Source organism: Massilia sp. IC2-476 (assembly GCF_020707295.1).
Lineage (GTDB): Bacteria > Pseudomonadota > Gammaproteobacteria > Burkholderiales > Burkholderiaceae_D > Telluria.
Window position 1 is genome coordinate 639,474 of sequence record NZ_JAJFER010000002.1, and the last position, 15,810, is coordinate 655,283.

Sequence of the window (15,810 nt, forward strand, 5' to 3'; positions counted from 1 at the left end):
CCATGCCGCTGAACGTCCCCCAACGCCCCGACCCCGATGCCCTGCTGGCGCAGATGCATGCCCAGGAGCGCAGCGCGGCGCGCGGCAGGCTGCGCATCTATTTCGGCGCTTCGGCCGGCGTGGGCAAGACCTACGCCATGCTGCAGGAAGCGCGCCGCCTGCAGGCCGAGGGCAGGGAGGTGCTGGTCGGCGTGGTGGAGACCCACGGACGTCAGGAAACGGCGCAGCTGCTGGAGGGCCTGGTGCAGCTGCCGCGCCGCCAGGTCGAGCACCGCGGCGTACGCATCGGCGAATTCGACCTCGATGCGGCGCTGGCGCGGCGTCCGGCCGTGGTCCTGGTCGACGAACTGGCGCATTCGAACGCGCCGGGCTCGCGCCACCCCAAGCGCTGGCAGGACGTCGAAGAACTGCTGGAGGCCGGCATCGACGTCCTGAGCACGGTGAACGTCCAACACCTGGAAAGCCTGAACGACGTGGTGGGGGGCATCGCCGGCATCCGCGTCGCCGAAACGGTCCCCGACAGCGTGTTCGACGAGGCGGCCGAAATCGTGATGGTCGACCTGCCGGCGGATGCGCTATTGAAGCGTCTGAAGCAGGGCAAGGTCTACCAGCCGGCCCAGGCCGAGCGGGCCGCCGACAACTTCTTCAGGAAGGGCAACCTGATCGCGCTGCGCGAACTGGCGCTACGCCGCACCGCCGACCGCGTCGAAGGCGAGGTGCGCGCCTGGCGCATCGAGCAGTCGATCGAGGACATCTGGAAGACCGGGGCCGGCCTGCTGCTGTGCATCGGGCCAGACTCCGCCGGCGAGCACCTGGTACGCAGTTGCGCGCGCATGGCTTCGCAGCTGGGCACCGGCTGGCACGCGCTGTACGTGGAAACCCCGCGCCTGGCGCGCCTGCCGGCGGCGGCGCGCGCGCGCATGCTGGCCGCGCTCGCGCTGGCCGAGGACCTCGGCGCCACCACTGCCACGGTGGCGGACGGGGAGGTGGCCCAGGCCGCGGTCGACTATGCGCGCAGCCACAACCTGTCGAAGATCGCCCTGGGCCGCTCGCAAGTGCGCTGGCCCTGGCAGCGCCAGGTGGCACGCCGCCTGGCGCGGCTGGCGCCCGGGCTCGACCTGATCGAGGTCGGCGCGCCCGCCGTCGGGCCGTCCACCACCCCGCGCCCTCCGGCGGCACAGGCGCCCGCTGGCAGGATACGCCCGCTGCCGCACCTGGTGGCGGCCGGCGCCAGCCTGCTCACGGCGGCTGCCGTCACGCCGCTCCTGCCCTGGCTCGACCTGGCCAATATCGCCATGCTGTTCCTGCTGGTGGTGGTGCTGGTGGCGGTGCGATTCGGGCGCGCTCCCTCTGTGACCGCCACCTGCGTCGGCGTGGCCTGCTTCGACTTCTTCTTCGTGCCGCCGCGCTTCACCCTGGCGGTGTCCGATTTCCAGTATGTGATCACCTTCGGGGTCATGCTGGCCGTCGGCCTGATCACCGGCCACCTGACGGCCGGCCTGCGCTTCCAGGCGCGGGTGGCGGCGCGGCGCGAGCAGCGCGTGCGCGCCCTGTACGAATTCGCGCGCGAGCTGTCCGGTGTGCTGGTCGCGGAACAGGTGGTCGAGGCGACCCAGGCCCTGGTCCAGGAAGCCTTCGGCGCCCGCGCGACCCTGCTCGCGCCGGACGCCGACGGCAAGCTGGTGCTGCCCGATGCTCCGCCGCCCGGCTTCGATGCCGGGATTGCGCAATGGGCCTTCGACCATGCCCAGATTGCGGGCCTGGGCACCGACACGCTGCCTGCCAGTTCCGTGTTCTACCTGCCGCTGGTGGCGCCGATGCGTACCCGCGGCGTGCTGGCGATCGAGCCGCAGGGCGGGCCGGAACGCGGGCGCTGGACCCTCGGCCCGGAGCAGCGCCGCCAGCTCGACGCCCTGGCGGCGCTGGCCGCGATCGCGCTCGAGCGCGTGCATTACGTGGAGGTGGCGCAGTCGGCGCTGGTGGGCATGGAATCCGAGCGCCTGCGCAACTCGCTGCTGGCGGCGCTGTCGCACGACCTGCGCACGCCCCTCACATCGCTGGTGGGCCTGTCCGAGTCGCTGCTGCGTGCCGAGCCGCCGCTGGCGCAGGCGCCGCGCGAGCTGGCCCAGGCCCTGCACGACGAGTCGCTGCGCCTCGTCACCATGGTGGCGAACCTGCTCGACATGGCGCGCATCGAAAGCGGCCAGGTGCGCTTCAACCTCGACTGGCAGGCGCTGGAAGAGGTGGTCGGGGCGGCCCTGCGCGCCAGCAGCACCGCGCTGCGCCGGCACCACGTGACCGTGCGCCTGCCGCACGACATGCCGCTGCTGCGCTTCGACGCCGTGCTGGTCGAGCGGGTGCTGTGCAACCTGCTCGAGAATGCCGCAAAATACACGCCGCCGGGTTCGCGCATCGAAATCGGTGCGGCCGTGCGCGACGCGCTGGTCGAGGTCATGGTCTTCGACAGCGGTCCCGGATTGAAGCCCGGCAGCGAGGAAGCGGTGTTCGAGAAGTTCACCCGCGGCGAGCGCGAATCGGCGCTGCCGGGCGTGGGCCTGGGGCTGGCGATCTGCCGCGCCATCGTGGAGGCCCATGGGGGGCGCATCCGCGCCTGCGCTTCGCCGCTGCGCGGAGCCGGCTTCGTGTTTTCGCTGCCCGCCGGCCAGCCGCCCGAGACCCCCGAACCCGAATTGCCTACGGATAGCCCACATGAGTGACAAGCCGACTGCGCTGCTGGTCGAAGACGAGCCCCAGATCCGCCGCTTCGTGCGCGCCGCGCTGGAGCAGGAAGGCTGGCAGGTGCACGAAGCCGCCAGCATGGCGCGCGGCCTGATCGACGCCGGCACGCGCCGCCCCGACCTGGTGGTGCTCGACCTCGGCCTGCCGGACGGCGACGGCATCGACTTCATCGCCGACCTGCGTAAGTGGTCGGCGGCGCCGGTCATCGTGCTGTCGGCACGCAGCCTGGAAAGCGAAAAGATCCGCGCGCTCGACGCCGGCGCCGACGACTACCTCACCAAGCCATTCGGCACCGGCGAGCTGCTGGCGCGGGTGCGCGCGACCCTGCGGCGCCAGCGCCAGCCCGCCACCCGCGAGGACGGCAGCGTGCGCTTCGGCAGCGTGGCCGTCTATCCCCAGGAACGCAGCGTCACGCGCGACGGCAAGCATGTGCACCTGACCCCGACCGAATACCGGCTGCTGTCGGTCCTGGTCGGCAATGCCGGGCGTGTCCTGACCGCTCCCCAGTTGCTGCGCGCGGTGTGGGGGCCGGGCCATGCCGAGAGCGGCCACTACCTGCGCATCTACATGGGCCACCTGCGCCACAAGCTTGAGGACGACCCGGCCCAGCCGCGCCACCTGCTCACCGAGACCGGGGTCGGCTACCGCCTGTGGCTGGGCTGACCCGGCGGCGCAACACGTCATGGGCATTCACGCGCCGTCCAGGATAGCCGTCGTGTAGACTGGGTTGACGTTCTACTTTGACAACACGGCTGTGGCATGAGTGCAAACCTGACCGGACACCTGTCGCCGGACGATCCCGAGCTTTCCCCCATCACACGCGCCATGGTCGCCCTGCGCGGGCAGGTGCTGCAGGCCTGGATGGACGAGGTGCGCAGTGCCGTTCCGCAGGCCGAGGATCTGTCCCTGCCGGTCCTCGAGAACACGCTGCCGGCCTATTTCGACACCCTGGCTGCGCTGCTCACGCCAAACTATTCGGCGCGCGTGGTCACCGACCTCGGCGCGCTGGCCAGCGAACATGGCGGCGAGCGCGCGCGCCTGACGCTGTACGATGCCACGGCCCTCATCCACGAGCTGCAGATCTTCCGCGACGTGCTGGTTCGCCAGCTGGAACGCCATGGCGTGAGGGTCGACGAGGGCCAGCGCGCGATCCTGTTCGCCCACATCGACGCCACCATCCGCGAGAGCGCGAACGCCTTCACGGTGGTGCAGGCGGCCCTGCGCGAGCAGTTCGTTGCCTCGATGGCGCACGACCTGCGAACGCCGCTGTCCACCGCCCAGCTGGCAGCCGAGATGATCAACCATACTTCCAGCGACGAGAACGTGCGCCGCTTCGCCGAGAAGATCGTGGCCAGCACCCAGCGCATCGACGGCATGACGCGTGAGCTGCTCGACCGCATCGCCTTCTGCAAGACCGGGCCGGTACGGCTGCGCCTCGAGCGCTTCGACATGGCGGCGCTGGTGCGCGACGTAGTGCAGTCGGCCGAGCCTTTCCACGCCATCGAGCTGGCCTTGGGTGACGATCCGGTCGAAGGCTGGTGGTGCGGAGAGGCGATTCGCCGCGCTATCGAGAACCTGGTCAATAATGCGATCAAGTACGGATCGCGCGAGGTCCCGATCACGGTGACCCTGTCGACCACGGTCGAGCGTGTGCAGGTGATGGTGCATAACCAGGGACCGCCGATCGCGCCGGAAGACAGCGAAAGCATTTTCCAGCTCTACCGCCGCGCCGGCAGCCAGGGACCGGGCCAGGGCTGGGGCGTGGGCCTGCCCTATGTACGGCGCGTCGCCGAAGCGCACGGCGGCAGCGTCATCATGTCCAGCTCGGTGGAAGACGGCACCGCTTTCGTGATCGACCTGCCGGCCGACGCGCGGCCGTTCGCCGGCGCACCGACCGCCGCTTAGAACCTAGGCGCTGCGCTTGCTCATGGTGCCGTGGCCGCCGACCGGTTCGGTCTCGAAGCGTTCGCCGAATCCGGCGATCAGGGGGCGACCCCTGGCGATCGCGGCCTGCACCGCGGGCAGCGAGAGCGAAGCCTTGTGGCTGGCCTGGCTATCCCAGGTCTCGGTGATCCAGATCGCATCAGGGTCCGCCTTGTCCTTGGCGATGCCGTAGCTCAGGCAACCCGGCATCGCGCCCGTCCCTTCGAGCAGGATGGCGATGAGGGCGTCGCGCTGGCCCGGCTGGGCGCGCATTTTTCCGATCAATCCGTACATGGGTGTCGCTTCCTTCTGTTCTGGCGCGGCCTGGGTGGCCAAGGGCAGGGCGGCGAGTGCCGCCAGGGTCTTCGCGGCCGTGCGTCGGTTCATCGTCATGGCAGCTCCCGATTGAATAAACAGCAAGTATAAACAAGTCCCGGTGGGCTGCGCTAAGATGGAGGTTTGCCAAGCTGGCCTCTCCCGAACGGAATACCCGATGCGACTTTCCCGTCTTGCCCTTGCAGCTTCCCTGGTCCTGTCCTCCACCGCCCACGCCCAGCAGGCTCCGCGCATTGCCGAACCGGTGCTGCGCGGCCACCTGGCCTTCCTCGCCGACGACCTGTTCGAAGGCCGCGGCACCGGCCAGCGCGGCGGCGACATGGCGGTGCGCTACCTCGAGACCCAGGCCGCGATCATCGGCCTGAAGGAGATCCCCGGCGGCGGCTACCGCCAGAAGGTCGAGATCGAAGGCACCAGGCTGCTCCCCGGCAGCGCGGTGAGCTTCCAGGCCGGCGGCAAGCGCATAACCCCGGAGATCGGCAAGGACATCGTGTTCGGCACCGCCAGCGGGCGCACCGAGCTCGCCTTCGACGCGCCGCTGCTGTTTGTCGGCTACGGCGTCTCGGCCCCGGAAGAACAGTGGGACGACTACAAGGGCGTGGATGTGAAGGGCAAGATCCTGGTCATGTTGGTCAACGACCCCCAGCCTACCGCGGAAGAACCGAAGCGCTTCGACGGCAAGGCCTACACCTGGTACGGACGCTGGCTGTACAAGTTCGAGGAAGCGGTGCGCAAGGGTGCGGCCGGCGTGCTGCTGATCCACACGCTGCCGTCGTCTTCGTATCCATGGAGCGTGCCGGCCAACGGTTTCGGCCACGAGCGCTTCCACCTGGCCGGACCGGGCAACCCGATCGAGGGCTGGCTGCACGAAGACACGGCGCGCGAGCTTTTCGCGGCAGGTGGCTTCGAGCTCGATACCCTGCGCGCCCAGGCCGAGCGGCGCGACTTCCGTCCGGTGGACCTGAAGGTGGCGGCCAAGGTCGAACTCAAGTCTGCGATCCGCAGCGTCGAGCAGTACAACGTGGTCGGCATCGTGCCGGGCACGGACCCGAAGCTCAAGGAGCAGGCGGTGGTGTATTCCTCGCACTGGGACCACATGGGCATCGACGAAGGCACGCAGAAGGGCACCGGGGCGCCGGACCGAGACCGGATCTACAACGGCGCCATCGACAACGCCTCCGGCACCGCCGCGCTGCTGGCGATGGCCCAGGAGGCCGTCAAAAAGCCGGCGCGCCGCACCCAGGTCTTCCTGTGGCCGGCGGCCGAGGAGCAGGGCCTGCTGGGCAGCGCCGCCTACGTCAAGAACCCGGTGGTGCCGCTGGCAAAAACGGCGGCCGACCTGAACCTCGACAGCCTGAACTTCGTCGGCCCTACCCGCGATATCGGGGTGCCGGGCGCAGAGCGCAGCAGCCTGTACGAGACCGCGGCAACGGTGGCCAAAGGCATGGGCCTGAAGCTCGCGCCCACCATCCCCGACCTGTCAGGTTCCTACTTCCGCGCCGACCACTTCAACTTCGCCAAGGCCGGCGTGCCGGCGTTTAACGTGGGCTCGGCCGTGTTCTCGGGCGACGGGCACTTCGAGTTCGCGCACGACCACACCGCGTCGAGCGAGAAGATGGTGGGCTTCAAGAAGGACTACCACCAGGTCAGCGACGAATACCGCGCCGACTGGGACCTGTCGGGCATGGTGCAGCAGGCGCAGTTCACCCTGAACCTCGGCTACGCGGTGGCGAACGCGCCCGCCATGCCGACGTGGAAGAAGGGCGACCCCTTCGGAAGCGTCAAGCGTTAGTCGACTCGGCGGCCACGATCCGGTCGAGCGCCTCCATGTCCACCGGCTTGACCAGGTGGTGGTCGAAGCCCGCCGCCGCGCTGTTGCGGCGGTCCTGGTCCTGGCCGTAGCCGGTCACCGCGACCAGGGTCGCGTGGGCCGTGGCCGGCAGCTCGCGCAGGCGGCGCGCCAGTTCGTAGCCGTCCATCTCGGGCAGGCCGATGTCGAGCAGGCACAAATCGGGCGCGAAGTTCGAGGCCTGCGCCAGCGCCGCGTGCGAGCCGTGTTCGACCCGCACCTCGTGGCCCATGCTGCCGACCACCATCGACAGCACCTGGGCGGCATCGACGTTGTCGTCCACCACCAGCACTTTCAGGCGCCCACCCTCGGCTGCCACGCCTTCGCCGCTTTCCGCGTCCAACGCGCCGCGTTCCGTGCAGCGCGGCAGGCGCACCGTGAAGGTGGTGCCCATGCCCTGGCCGCTGCTCGCCACCGCTACGCTGCCGCCGTGCAGCTCGACCAGGCTGCGCACCAGCGCCAGGCCGATGCCCAGGCCGCCGAGCGAGCGGTCGGGCGTGCGTTCGCCCTGCACGAACATGTCGAAGGCGCGCTCCAGTTCCGCCGGCAGCATGCCGATGCCGTTGTCGCGCACTTCCAGCAGCAGCGCATCGCTGCCGGCGTTCAGCACCACCGTGATCTCTCCGCCGCGGTCTGTGAACTTGGCGGCGTTGTGCAGCAGGTTGCCCACCACCTGCACCAGGCGCTTGCGGTCGCCCAGCACGAAGCAGGGCTGGGGCAGCAGGCGCAGGTCGAGCCGGTGGCCCTTGTCGCGCACCAGCGCCTGCACCTGTTCGGCGGCGTCGAGCACGACCGCGTTGATGTCGATCCGGTCCTTGGCGAGCACCACCAGGCCGCGAGTGACGCGCGAGACGTCCAGCAGGTCGTCCACCAGCCCGGCCATGTGGCGCGCCTGGCGCGCGATGATGGCGCTGATCTGCCGGGTGCGCGCCGGGTCCAGCCCGTCCTGGCCGAGCAGCTGGGCGCCGGACGAGATCGGCGCCAGCGGGTTGCGCAGCTCGTGCGCGAGCATCGCCAGGAATTCGTTCTTGCGCTGGTCGGCCTGGCGCAAGGCTTCCTCGGCGCGCACGCGCTCGGTGATGTCCTGCATCGTGCCGCGCAGCGCCACCACGCGGCCGTCCGGCCCGTGCACGCTTTCGCAACGGTAGTCGAGCCAGATGCGGTGGCCGTCGGCGTGCAGCGCGTGCAGCTGCAGCTTGCCGCTGCCGCCCACGCGTAGTAGATCGCCGGTCAGGCGCTGCACCTGCAGCCAGGATTCTTCCAGCAGCACGGCGCCGCGCTGCTCGGCGAAGGGCGGCATCGCACGGCCGAAGATGTGCGGCACCGACGCCGAGACCTCGATCTCCTCGCTGTCGAGGTTCCACTGCCAGGTGCCGAAGCGCGCCAGCATGTGCGTTTCGCGCAGCGCCGACTCCTTGGCCGCCAGCTGGCGCGAACGTTCGGCCAGCAGCGTGCTGGCGTCGCCGATCGCGGCCGCCACGTCAGCGGCCTCGCGCACGTGCACCTCGGGTAGCGGCGGCGGTGTCTCCCCGCGTCCCAGCGCCAGCGCCTGCCCCGACAGGGCCTGCACCGAACGCGCCAGGCGCCCGCCGATCAGCCAGGCCAGGCACAGGCCGATCGCGAACAGGGCCAGGGCGACCAGGGCCATGAGGGCCAGCTGGTCCGTCAGCTCGGCGCGCACCGACTCGCGCGGGATGCCGATGACCACGCCCCAGCCGCTGTAGGGCGAGTGCGCAAAGGTGCTGGTCAAGGGCCTGCCTTCGCGCGAAATGGACGCGATGATGCCTTCATCGCTGCGCTGGGCGGCGGCGCGCAGCAGCGGGTTGATCGGCTGGCCGATCGACTTGTTCCGGTTGAGATTGCGGTTGAAGATGGTCCCATTGCGGTCGAACAGCGACGCAACTGCGCCATCGGGGACGGATTTCGGGGTGAGGAGGTCATCGAATTCTTCCGGCCCGAGTCCGATGCTCAGCACAAAACGTACCTGGCCACCCACCGAAACCGGCACGTCGACGCTGGCAAGCACACTTTTGCGCAACACGCCCTGGAAGACATCCGACACTACCGGCCGGCCAGTCGCGAAGACGCGCTCGATACTGGGCGTGGGATGGCGCGGCAGCGGCGTGCCGTAAGCGACGGTGGTGTTGAACAGCTGCTGACCGCTGCGGTCGCGCAGTACCGCATTCATGCCTTTGCCGGTGAAGCTCAGCGCAGCGCGTGCCTCCTGGTGCGCCCCAGCCAGATCACCTTCTTTGAAAGCGTCGGTCGTGGACAGCGTCTGGGCGATCGATTGCGCCTGCAGGAACTTGTTGTCGGTGCTGTGCACGAGCGCGCGCACCGTCAGCAGCGTCTTTTGCTCGATCTGGGCGCGCGCCTTCTGGTACTGGTGGACGAACAGCAGTGTGGCGCCGACAACCCCCGGCAGCAGGGTGGCGAGTACCAGCCACAGCAGGTAGGCTCGCAGCGGCCTGCGGACGATCGGGGGAGAAGTGCCGGTCACGTTGTCTCTTGGACTCAGGGTAATGCCTGATTCTACGTGACATTTCGCTCATGCACACCTTTGGCGTGCACATACTGCCATCGGTTCAGCGCCGTGCGCGCGAGAACAGGGTCTTGTAGTAGATCGCGGTGGCGCGCCAGTGGCCGTTCGGGCTGCAGCAATAGTCGGGCAGTTCGCCCACCCGGGTATAGCCGGCCTTCTGGTACAACTGCTCGGCGCCGGAACCGGCCTCGGTGTCGAGGAACAGCAGGCCGCGGCGCAATGCCAGCGCCTCGACCTCGGCCGCCTCGAGCAGGGCATAGCCGACCCCGCGCCGGCGCATCGTGCAATGCACCAGCATGTTCTGCACTTCGGCGCGGTTGCTGCCGTTCGGTTTCTGGCACAGGTCGAGCTGGACCGTGCCCACCAGCAGCCCGTTGCGTTCGGCCGCCAGCAGCACCCGGCTGCCGCGCGCCACGTCGGCTGCCACGCCGCTCCAGTAGGCGTCGAGCTGCTGGTCGTCGAGCCCGGCGAGGAAACCGAGCGAAAAGCCGTCCGCCACCGCATCGAGCAGCAAGGTGGCCAGTTGGGTGCGCACTTCCCCGATGGCGCGTGCATCGAGTCTGCGGATGATCATCGTCGTCTCCTGTTCTGCATGTACAACACCATGCAGGAGTCGTGCCAACGTGGAAATAGAACGAACGGGCGTTCCTTAAGTTTTCATCGCGATAAGAGAAGTAGCCAACTCATCTATACGAGCGTTGTACCCACGCAATACGCATGCACCGGTTTGGAAAAAAACTGCCCGCTTTTGCCTTTTCACCATCGAGTCTGCACCCTTTTGGACGTAATGTATTTTGCGCTACGGCAATTGTGCGCTGTGCGAAAGTCAACGAAAGCAGAAAAAGATGGATACCAAGAGCAACCAAGACAACGAAGTGCTGTCGTTCCGCCTGGCGAAGGAAGAATACGCCATCAGCATCCTGAAGGTGCAGGAAATCCGCGGCTACGAAGAACCGACCATGCTGCCGAGTGCGCCGGCCTGCATCAAGGGCATCACCAACCTGCGCGGCTCGATCGTGCCGATCGTCGACATGCGCATCCTGTTCAAGCTGGGTGAGCCGGTCTATGACCAGTTCACCGTCGTCATCGTCCTCAACATCAAGAACCACGTGATCGGCATGGTGGTGGACAGCGTCTCGGACGTGGTCACCCTGAGCGACGAGCAGATGCGTCCGGCGCCCGAGATGGGCACGACCGCGGGCGGCGATTACATCACCGGCCTGGGCACCGTCGGCGAGCGCATGCTGATCGTGCTCGACATCGACAAGCTGATGAGCTCGGAACAGCTCGGCCTGATTACCAACGTACAAAAAGCGGCATAAAGCCGACACATGCCGGGCAGGACGCCCGCACGCACTTACGGAGAATTACCATGAACCTCGCAAACCTCAACATCGGCAAGCGCCTTGGCCTCGGCTTCGGCGTCATCTGCATCATGCTCGTCGGCATGATCTCGACCAGCAACATGATGCTCGGCAGGGTCAATGCCGGCACCGACGAAATCGTCAACAACCGCATGCCCCGGATCGAGGCGACCACGCGCCTGATCGGCGAAATCAATGACATCGCGATTGCGCTACGCAACATGATGCTTACCGAAGAACAGGCGGATCGCCAGAAGCAGGTCGAGGAAGTCCTTGCGTCGCGCAAGGAAATCGACCGCGTACTCGACGAGCTCGAGAAGACCCTGGCGCATCCTAAAGCCCGCGAGCTGCTGGCGCAGATGAACCAGCACGCCGACCGCTATACGGCGGGCCAGGAGCAGCTGATCAAGCACGTCAATGCCGGCTCGCACGAAGAAGCGCGCCAGCACCTGGCGGAAGAACTGCGTCCGCTGCTGGTGCAGCTGAAGAAGGCGGTGAACGACCAGGCCGCACTGCAGAAGGCCATCGCCAGCGAGAAGGCCGCGGAAGCGCAGCGTACCTACGACAGCACGGTGCGCCTGATGTGGGCGCTGGGCGCCGTGGCCCTGGGCCTGGCCGCCTTCGTGGCCTGGTCGATCACGCGCTCGATCACCCGTCCGGTGCAGCGCGCGCTGGAAGTGGCGAATACGGTCGCTGCCGGCGACCTGACCAGCCGCATCGAAGTGACGACCCGCGACGAAGCCGGCCAGCTGCTGCAGGCCCTGAAGACCATGAACGAAAACCTGGCGCACACCGTCGGCACCGTGCGCAGCGGCACCGCGACCATCACCGTGGCGGCGTCGGAAGTCGCGGCCGGCAGCCAGGATCTCTCAAGCCGTACCGAGCAGCAGGCCAGTTCGCTGGAAGAAACCGCATCGTCGATGGAAGAACTGACCTCCACCGTCAAGCAGAACGCCGACAACGCGCGCCAGGCCAACGTGCTGGCCGAAGCGGCCTCCCAGGTGGCCCAGCGTGGCGGCGCCGTGATCGGCCAGGTGGTCGGCACCATGACCGAAATCGACGCCTCGGCCGGCAAGATCAACGACATCATCGGCGTGATCGACGGCATCGCCTTCCAGACCAACATCCTGGCGCTGAACGCCGCCGTGGAAGCGGCGCGTGCGGGCGAACAGGGACGCGGCTTTGCCGTGGTGGCGACCGAGGTGCGTAACCTGGCCCAGCGCTCGGCCGCTGCCGCCAAGGAGATCAAGGCCCTGATCAACGATTCGACCGACAAGGTCGCGAGCGGCAGCCAGCTGGTGGCCGAAGCCGGCGCCACCATGCAGGAAATCGTGGACAGCGTGCGCCGCGTGACCGACATCATGGGCGAGATCAGCTCGGCCAGCCAGGAGCAGACCGCCGGCATCGAGCAGATCAACCAGGCCGTGGTCGAGATGGACCACGTGACCCAGCAGAATGCGGCGCTGGTGGAACAAGCGGCGGCGGCATCCGAGGCCATGCAGGAACAGGCGGCCAAGCTGAACGAAGCGATGGCGGTGTTCCGCATCGCCGGCGGTGAAGCGGCACAGGCGCCGGCACCGGCAGCAGCGGTGCGCGCGCCGCAACGTGCACTGAAGGCACTGGCGGCGTAATAGGTAGGGTGCACCGGGCCACGAAAGGCGGCTTTGCCGTGCGCGCGTTCAAAGCAGATTCGAACAGCCAAAACGACTGTTCATGCGTTGGCTGAACGCGCGGTCGGCACAGCCGACCACCCTACAAAAAAGGGCAGGCCGCGAGGCCTGCCCTTTTTGTTGGCGTTTGCCTGATCAGAACGAGTGGCGCACGCCCACGTTGAACACCGACGGATCGGCGCCCAGTGCGGTGGTCGGCGGTGCGAAGGTGCCGCCGGCGGAGGACAGGCCGAACACGCCGCGCGCATTGTTGCGCACGCGGCCGTAGCTGGTGTACAGGTTGGTGCGCTTGGACAGGGTATAGCTGTAGGCCAGCGAGAAGCCGTTGCCCTTGGCGCCGGTTTCCAGCTTCTGCTGGTGCACCGAAGCGTAGAACTTGTTCGGGCCCGCGGTGTACACGCCACCCACGGTGGTGTACTTGAACTCGTTGTTCACGCCTTCCGGATCGGCTTCCATGTAGGCCGCGCGGAAATCGAATGCGCCCGCGGTGAAGCCCGCGCCGAAGGTCCATTCCTTGTCGTCGCCGGTGGCCAGGCGTTCGGTCTGCTGGTAGCCGGCGCCCAGGTACAGCGGGCCGTTCTTGTACTCGACCGCGGCGCCCACCAGGCTGCCCGACGGGTCGCTGGTCTGGCGCTCGCCGGCGCTGTAGGCGGCCAGCACGGTGAAGCCGCTCAGGGCTTCGCTCTTGTAGTTGACCGAGTTGGACAGGCGGCGGGTGAGGCGACCGGTGCCGAAGCCGGTCAGGGTCGAACCGTAGAAGCCGTGGCCGAGCGGGTCGGCCGACTGCGCCACCGCGGCGATCGGGCCGTACTCGCGGCCGATGGTGATGGTGCCGAAGGAGCCTTGCAGGCCGACCACGGCGCGGCGCTGGAAGGTGCCGGCGGCGTCCGAGGCGCCGTTGTCGAGGGCGACGCCGGCTTCGATGTTGAAGAGCGCTTTCAGGCCGTTGCCCAGGTCTTCGGTGCCACGGAAGCCGATGCGGCTGGTGGACTGCGTACCCGAGCTGATCACGGTGCGGCTGTCTTCGCCCGGTGCGTCGGTGTCTTCGATGCCGATCGATGCATCGGCGATGCCGTAGATCTGGACGCTGGTCTGCGCATGGGCAGCCGCCAGGGGCAGGAGGGATAATACCGCGATGGCGAGGCTCTTCTTTTTCATTGACATCTCCAGTGGTTGAATGGGGTTTCCGAACGCCGTTCTCGTTGTCGACCAGTACCGGGGCAGGACAAATCGCGACAATACGCGCGCTTGCAAAAAGCTTACCTTACCAGTGCCATCGAAATGATGCCACGAAACATTAACTCTTTGCTTATTCGGTTTCTGTGAAGGATGTGTGCGTAGCCAAAAAGCCGCACGAGCCAGCGCAAACTACGTGTTTTTACTGAGGCGGTTGTTGTAAATGCGTAACGAAAACGCTCGTTTGCCCCCGGCCGGACCGCGTGCGCGGGCTGTCCGTGGCCCATGTTAGGATCGGCCTATTCACTAGACCAAGGACGATCACAACGTGCGTACCGGTATCACGCAAGCGCCTTTCGGCCGCACCCGCGATGGCGAGACCATCACCCGGTTCACCCTCGCCAACGCGAATGGCATGGTGGCCAGAATCATCGACTTCGGCGGCGTCATCACCGAGCTCCTGGTGCCGGACCGCGAGGGCAGGCTGGCCGACGTCGTGCTGGGCTTCGACACGCTCGCCCCCTACGAGTCCGACAGTCCGTATTTCGGCGCCCTGATCGGGCGCTATGGCAACCGCATCGCGCGCGGCCGCTTCACGCTCGACGGCCGAGAATTCAGCCTGCCGACCAACAACGGCAACAACCACCTGCACGGCGGCGCGCCCGGTTTCGACAAGCTCAAATGGCAGGCCACCATCGAGGGCGACAGCCTGTGCCTGCGCTACACCAGCCGCGACGGCGAGCAGGGCTATCCGGGAAGGCTGGACGTCAGCGTGGTTTACGAACTCACCGACGACAACGAACTGGTGGTGCGTTTCCACGCCGTGAGCGACCAGGCCACCCCGGTCAACCTGACCCAGCACAGCTACTTCAACCTGGCGGGCGGCGGGAGCATCCTGGAGCACCTGCTCACCATTGATGCCGATACCTTCGTTGCGATCGACGGCGAGTCGATTCCCACCGGGGCGCTGGCGCCGGTAGAAGCGACGCCCTTCGACTTCCGCAAGGCGCGCCCGATCGGCGCGGCCATCAATGAAGCGGACACGCAGCTGGCCAACGGCCAGGGCTACGACCACTGCTTCGCCCTCAACAAGCCGCAGGGCAAGGCGATGACCCGGGCCGCACACGTGCTGGAGCCGCAGTCGGGCAGGGTGCTGGAACTGTTCACCGAAGAGCCGGGCGTGCAGTTCTACAGCGGGAACTTCCTCGATGGGTCGCTCCAGGGCAAGGGCCAGGTCTACGCCCACCGCAGCGGCTTCTGCCTCGAGCCACAGCACTTCCCCGATTCGCCCAACCAGCCGCAGTTCCCGAACGTGATCCTGCGTCCGGGCGAGGTATACCAGACCGAGTCGCGCTTCAGGTTCTCGGTCGACCGCCAGGCCTGACGCCACCGGGTGCAGCCGGTTATCATGGGCGTCCAGTCCATGAAAGGATCAGCATGTCCAGCTACGTCATTACTGCTCCGGCCCAGCCTTCGCTGGCCGTGGCGGGATCTTCAGAGCGTTTCCCGATCCGCCGCGTGTTCTGCGTCGGCCGCAACTACGGCGCCCATGCGCGCGAGATGGGGAGCGATCCGAACCGCGAGCCGCCCTTCTTCTTCACCAAGCCGGCCGACGCCGTGGTGCCGGCCAGCGGCGCCGTGCCTTACCCGCCCGCCACCCAAGACCTGCACCACGAGGTTGAACTGGTGGTGGCGCTCGGCGCCGGCGGCGCCAATGTCGACCCGGCGGATGCGCTGGCCCTGGTCTGGGGCTATGGCGTGGGCCTGGACCTGACGCGGCGCGACCTGCAGGCCGTGGCCAAAGACGCGGGCCGGCCCTGGGACATGGCCAAGGGTTTCGACGCCTCGGCGCCGTGCAGCCCCCTGATTCCCGCCGCCACCCTCGGCCACCCGCAGGATGCGCGCATCTGGCTGGAAGTGAACGGCGCACTGCGCCAGGAGGGAAACCTGAACGAGATGATCTGGTCGATTCCCGAGGTGATCAGCTACCTGTCCGGCCTGGTCACGCTGGCGCCGGGAGACCTGATCTATACCGGCACGCCGGCCGGCGTCGCCGCGCTCAGGCCGGGCGATCAGCTGCGTGGCGGCGTGGATGGGGTCACGGAGTTTGCATTGTCTATTGCGTAGGGTGGTCGGCTCCACCCGATCGTCTGCACGACCGATTGCTCGGCTGCCGCCCACGCGGTGATCGCGACGGGCTCCGTGATCGTG

The 15,810-nt window shown here is 67.7% G+C and carries 12 protein-coding genes; 8 read left to right on the plus strand and 4 right to left on the minus strand.

All coding sequences use genetic code 11. The features are described from left to right. Positions 1-2 precede the first annotated feature (2 nt). From LK539_RS07715 to LK539_RS07725, 3 genes are all read left to right on the plus strand, one after another. Entirely contained in the window at positions 3-2,717 is a 2,715-nt protein-coding gene (locus tag LK539_RS07715) for a DUF4118 domain-containing protein (protein WP_227800318.1), read from the plus strand. After that, positions 2,710-3,402: a two-component system response regulator KdpE gene (gene kdpE / locus LK539_RS07720; protein ID WP_227800319.1), complete on the plus strand. Its 693-nt coding sequence runs from the start codon at positions 2,710-2,712 to the stop codon at positions 3,400-3,402. The genes LK539_RS07715 and kdpE overlap by 8 nt, the downstream gene beginning before the upstream one ends. A 96-nt stretch (positions 3,403-3,498) precedes the next feature. Then, the gene (locus LK539_RS07725; protein ID WP_227800320.1) at positions 3,499-4,644 is read left to right on the plus strand and encodes a sensor histidine kinase KdpD; all 1,146 of its coding nucleotides are present in this window, start codon (positions 3,499-3,501) and stop codon (positions 4,642-4,644) included. A gap of 3 nt (positions 4,645-4,647) precedes the next feature. Here LK539_RS07725 and LK539_RS07730 read toward each other — a convergent pair whose 3' ends face one another. Then, complete coding sequence (locus LK539_RS07730; protein ID WP_227800321.1) at positions 4,648-5,055, minus strand: putative quinol monooxygenase; 408 nt, start codon at positions 5,053-5,055, stop codon at positions 4,648-4,650. 100 nt (positions 5,056-5,155) lie between these two features. On the opposite strand from LK539_RS07730, the gene LK539_RS07735 reads away from it, so the two are divergent. Next, entirely contained in the window at positions 5,156-6,790 is a 1,635-nt protein-coding gene (locus tag LK539_RS07735; protein ID WP_227800322.1) for a M28 family peptidase, read from the plus strand. On the opposite strand, the gene LK539_RS07740 is transcribed toward LK539_RS07735, so the two are convergent. Together LK539_RS07740 and LK539_RS07745 are read right to left on the minus strand one after the other, a co-directional pair. Then, the gene (locus LK539_RS07740; protein ID WP_227800323.1) at positions 6,780-9,347 is read right to left on the minus strand and encodes an ATP-binding protein; all 2,568 of its coding nucleotides are present in this window, start codon (positions 9,345-9,347) and stop codon (positions 6,780-6,782) included. The two genes, LK539_RS07735 and LK539_RS07740, sit on opposite strands and share 11 nt — an antisense overlap. Before the next feature lie 85 nt (positions 9,348-9,432). Continuing rightward, positions 9,433-9,963 carry a GNAT family N-acetyltransferase gene (locus tag LK539_RS07745; RefSeq protein WP_227800324.1) on the minus strand — a complete coding sequence of 177 codons (531 nt, stop codon included), beginning with the start codon at positions 9,961-9,963 and terminating at the stop codon, positions 9,433-9,435. Positions 9,964-10,234: 271 nt separating this feature from the next. Here LK539_RS07745 and LK539_RS07750 point away from each other — a divergent pair, with 271 nt between their 5' ends. Together LK539_RS07750 and LK539_RS07755 are read left to right on the plus strand one after the other, a co-directional pair. Next, positions 10,235-10,711, plus strand: coding sequence for a chemotaxis protein CheW (locus tag LK539_RS07750; protein WP_227800325.1), 477 nt, complete (start codon positions 10,235-10,237; stop codon positions 10,709-10,711). A 50-nt stretch (positions 10,712-10,761) separates the two neighbouring features. Then, positions 10,762-12,384, plus strand: coding sequence for a methyl-accepting chemotaxis protein (locus tag LK539_RS07755; protein ID WP_227800326.1), 1,623 nt, complete (start codon positions 10,762-10,764; stop codon positions 12,382-12,384). Positions 12,385-12,558: 174 nt separating this feature from the next. On the opposite strand, the gene LK539_RS07760 is transcribed toward LK539_RS07755, so the two are convergent. Next, on the minus strand, positions 12,559-13,581 hold the full coding sequence (locus LK539_RS07760) for a porin (protein WP_227800327.1): 1,023 nt from the start codon (positions 13,579-13,581) through the stop codon (positions 12,559-12,561). Between the two features lie 346 nt (positions 13,582-13,927). Between LK539_RS07760 and LK539_RS07765 the strand changes: the two genes are divergently transcribed. Both LK539_RS07765 and LK539_RS07770 read left to right on the plus strand, forming a co-directional pair. Beyond that, positions 13,928-14,983, plus strand: coding sequence for a galactose-1-epimerase (locus tag LK539_RS07765; RefSeq protein WP_227800328.1), 1,056 nt, complete (start codon positions 13,928-13,930; stop codon positions 14,981-14,983). A gap of 53 nt (positions 14,984-15,036) precedes the next feature. Continuing rightward, positions 15,037-15,726, plus strand: a complete 690-nt coding sequence (locus LK539_RS07770; RefSeq protein ID WP_227800329.1) for a fumarylacetoacetate hydrolase family protein — start codon at positions 15,037-15,039, stop codon at positions 15,724-15,726. The last annotated feature ends 84 nt before the right edge of the window (positions 15,727-15,810 follow it).

What these genes read in the sequence shown, in the direction of transcription:
- LK539_RS07715 (WP_227800318.1), top strand. Translation starts at nt 3, where the DNA reads ATGCCGCTGAACGTCCCCCAACGCCCCGACCCCGATGCCCTGCTGGCG.
- kdpE (WP_227800319.1), top strand. Translation starts at nt 2,710, where the DNA reads ATGAGTGACAAGCCGACTGCGCTGCTGGTCGAAGACGAGCCCCAGATC.
- LK539_RS07725 (WP_227800320.1), top strand. Translation starts at nt 3,499, where the DNA reads ATGAGTGCAAACCTGACCGGACACCTGTCGCCGGACGATCCCGAGCTT.
- LK539_RS07730 (WP_227800321.1), bottom strand. Translation starts at nt 5,055, where the DNA reads ATGACGATGAACCGACGCACGGCCGCGAAGACCCTGGCGGCACTCGCC.
- LK539_RS07735 (WP_227800322.1), top strand. Translation starts at nt 5,156, where the DNA reads ATGCGACTTTCCCGTCTTGCCCTTGCAGCTTCCCTGGTCCTGTCCTCC.
- LK539_RS07745 (WP_227800324.1), bottom strand. Translation starts at nt 9,963, where the DNA reads ATGATCATCCGCAGACTCGATGCACGCGCCATCGGGGAAGTGCGCACC.
- LK539_RS07750 (WP_227800325.1), top strand. Translation starts at nt 10,235, where the DNA reads ATGGATACCAAGAGCAACCAAGACAACGAAGTGCTGTCGTTCCGCCTG.
- LK539_RS07755 (WP_227800326.1), top strand. Translation starts at nt 10,762, where the DNA reads ATGAACCTCGCAAACCTCAACATCGGCAAGCGCCTTGGCCTCGGCTTC.
- LK539_RS07760 (WP_227800327.1), bottom strand. Translation starts at nt 13,581, where the DNA reads ATGAAAAAGAAGAGCCTCGCCATCGCGGTATTATCCCTCCTGCCCCTG.
- LK539_RS07770 (WP_227800329.1), top strand. Translation starts at nt 15,037, where the DNA reads ATGTCCAGCTACGTCATTACTGCTCCGGCCCAGCCTTCGCTGGCCGTG.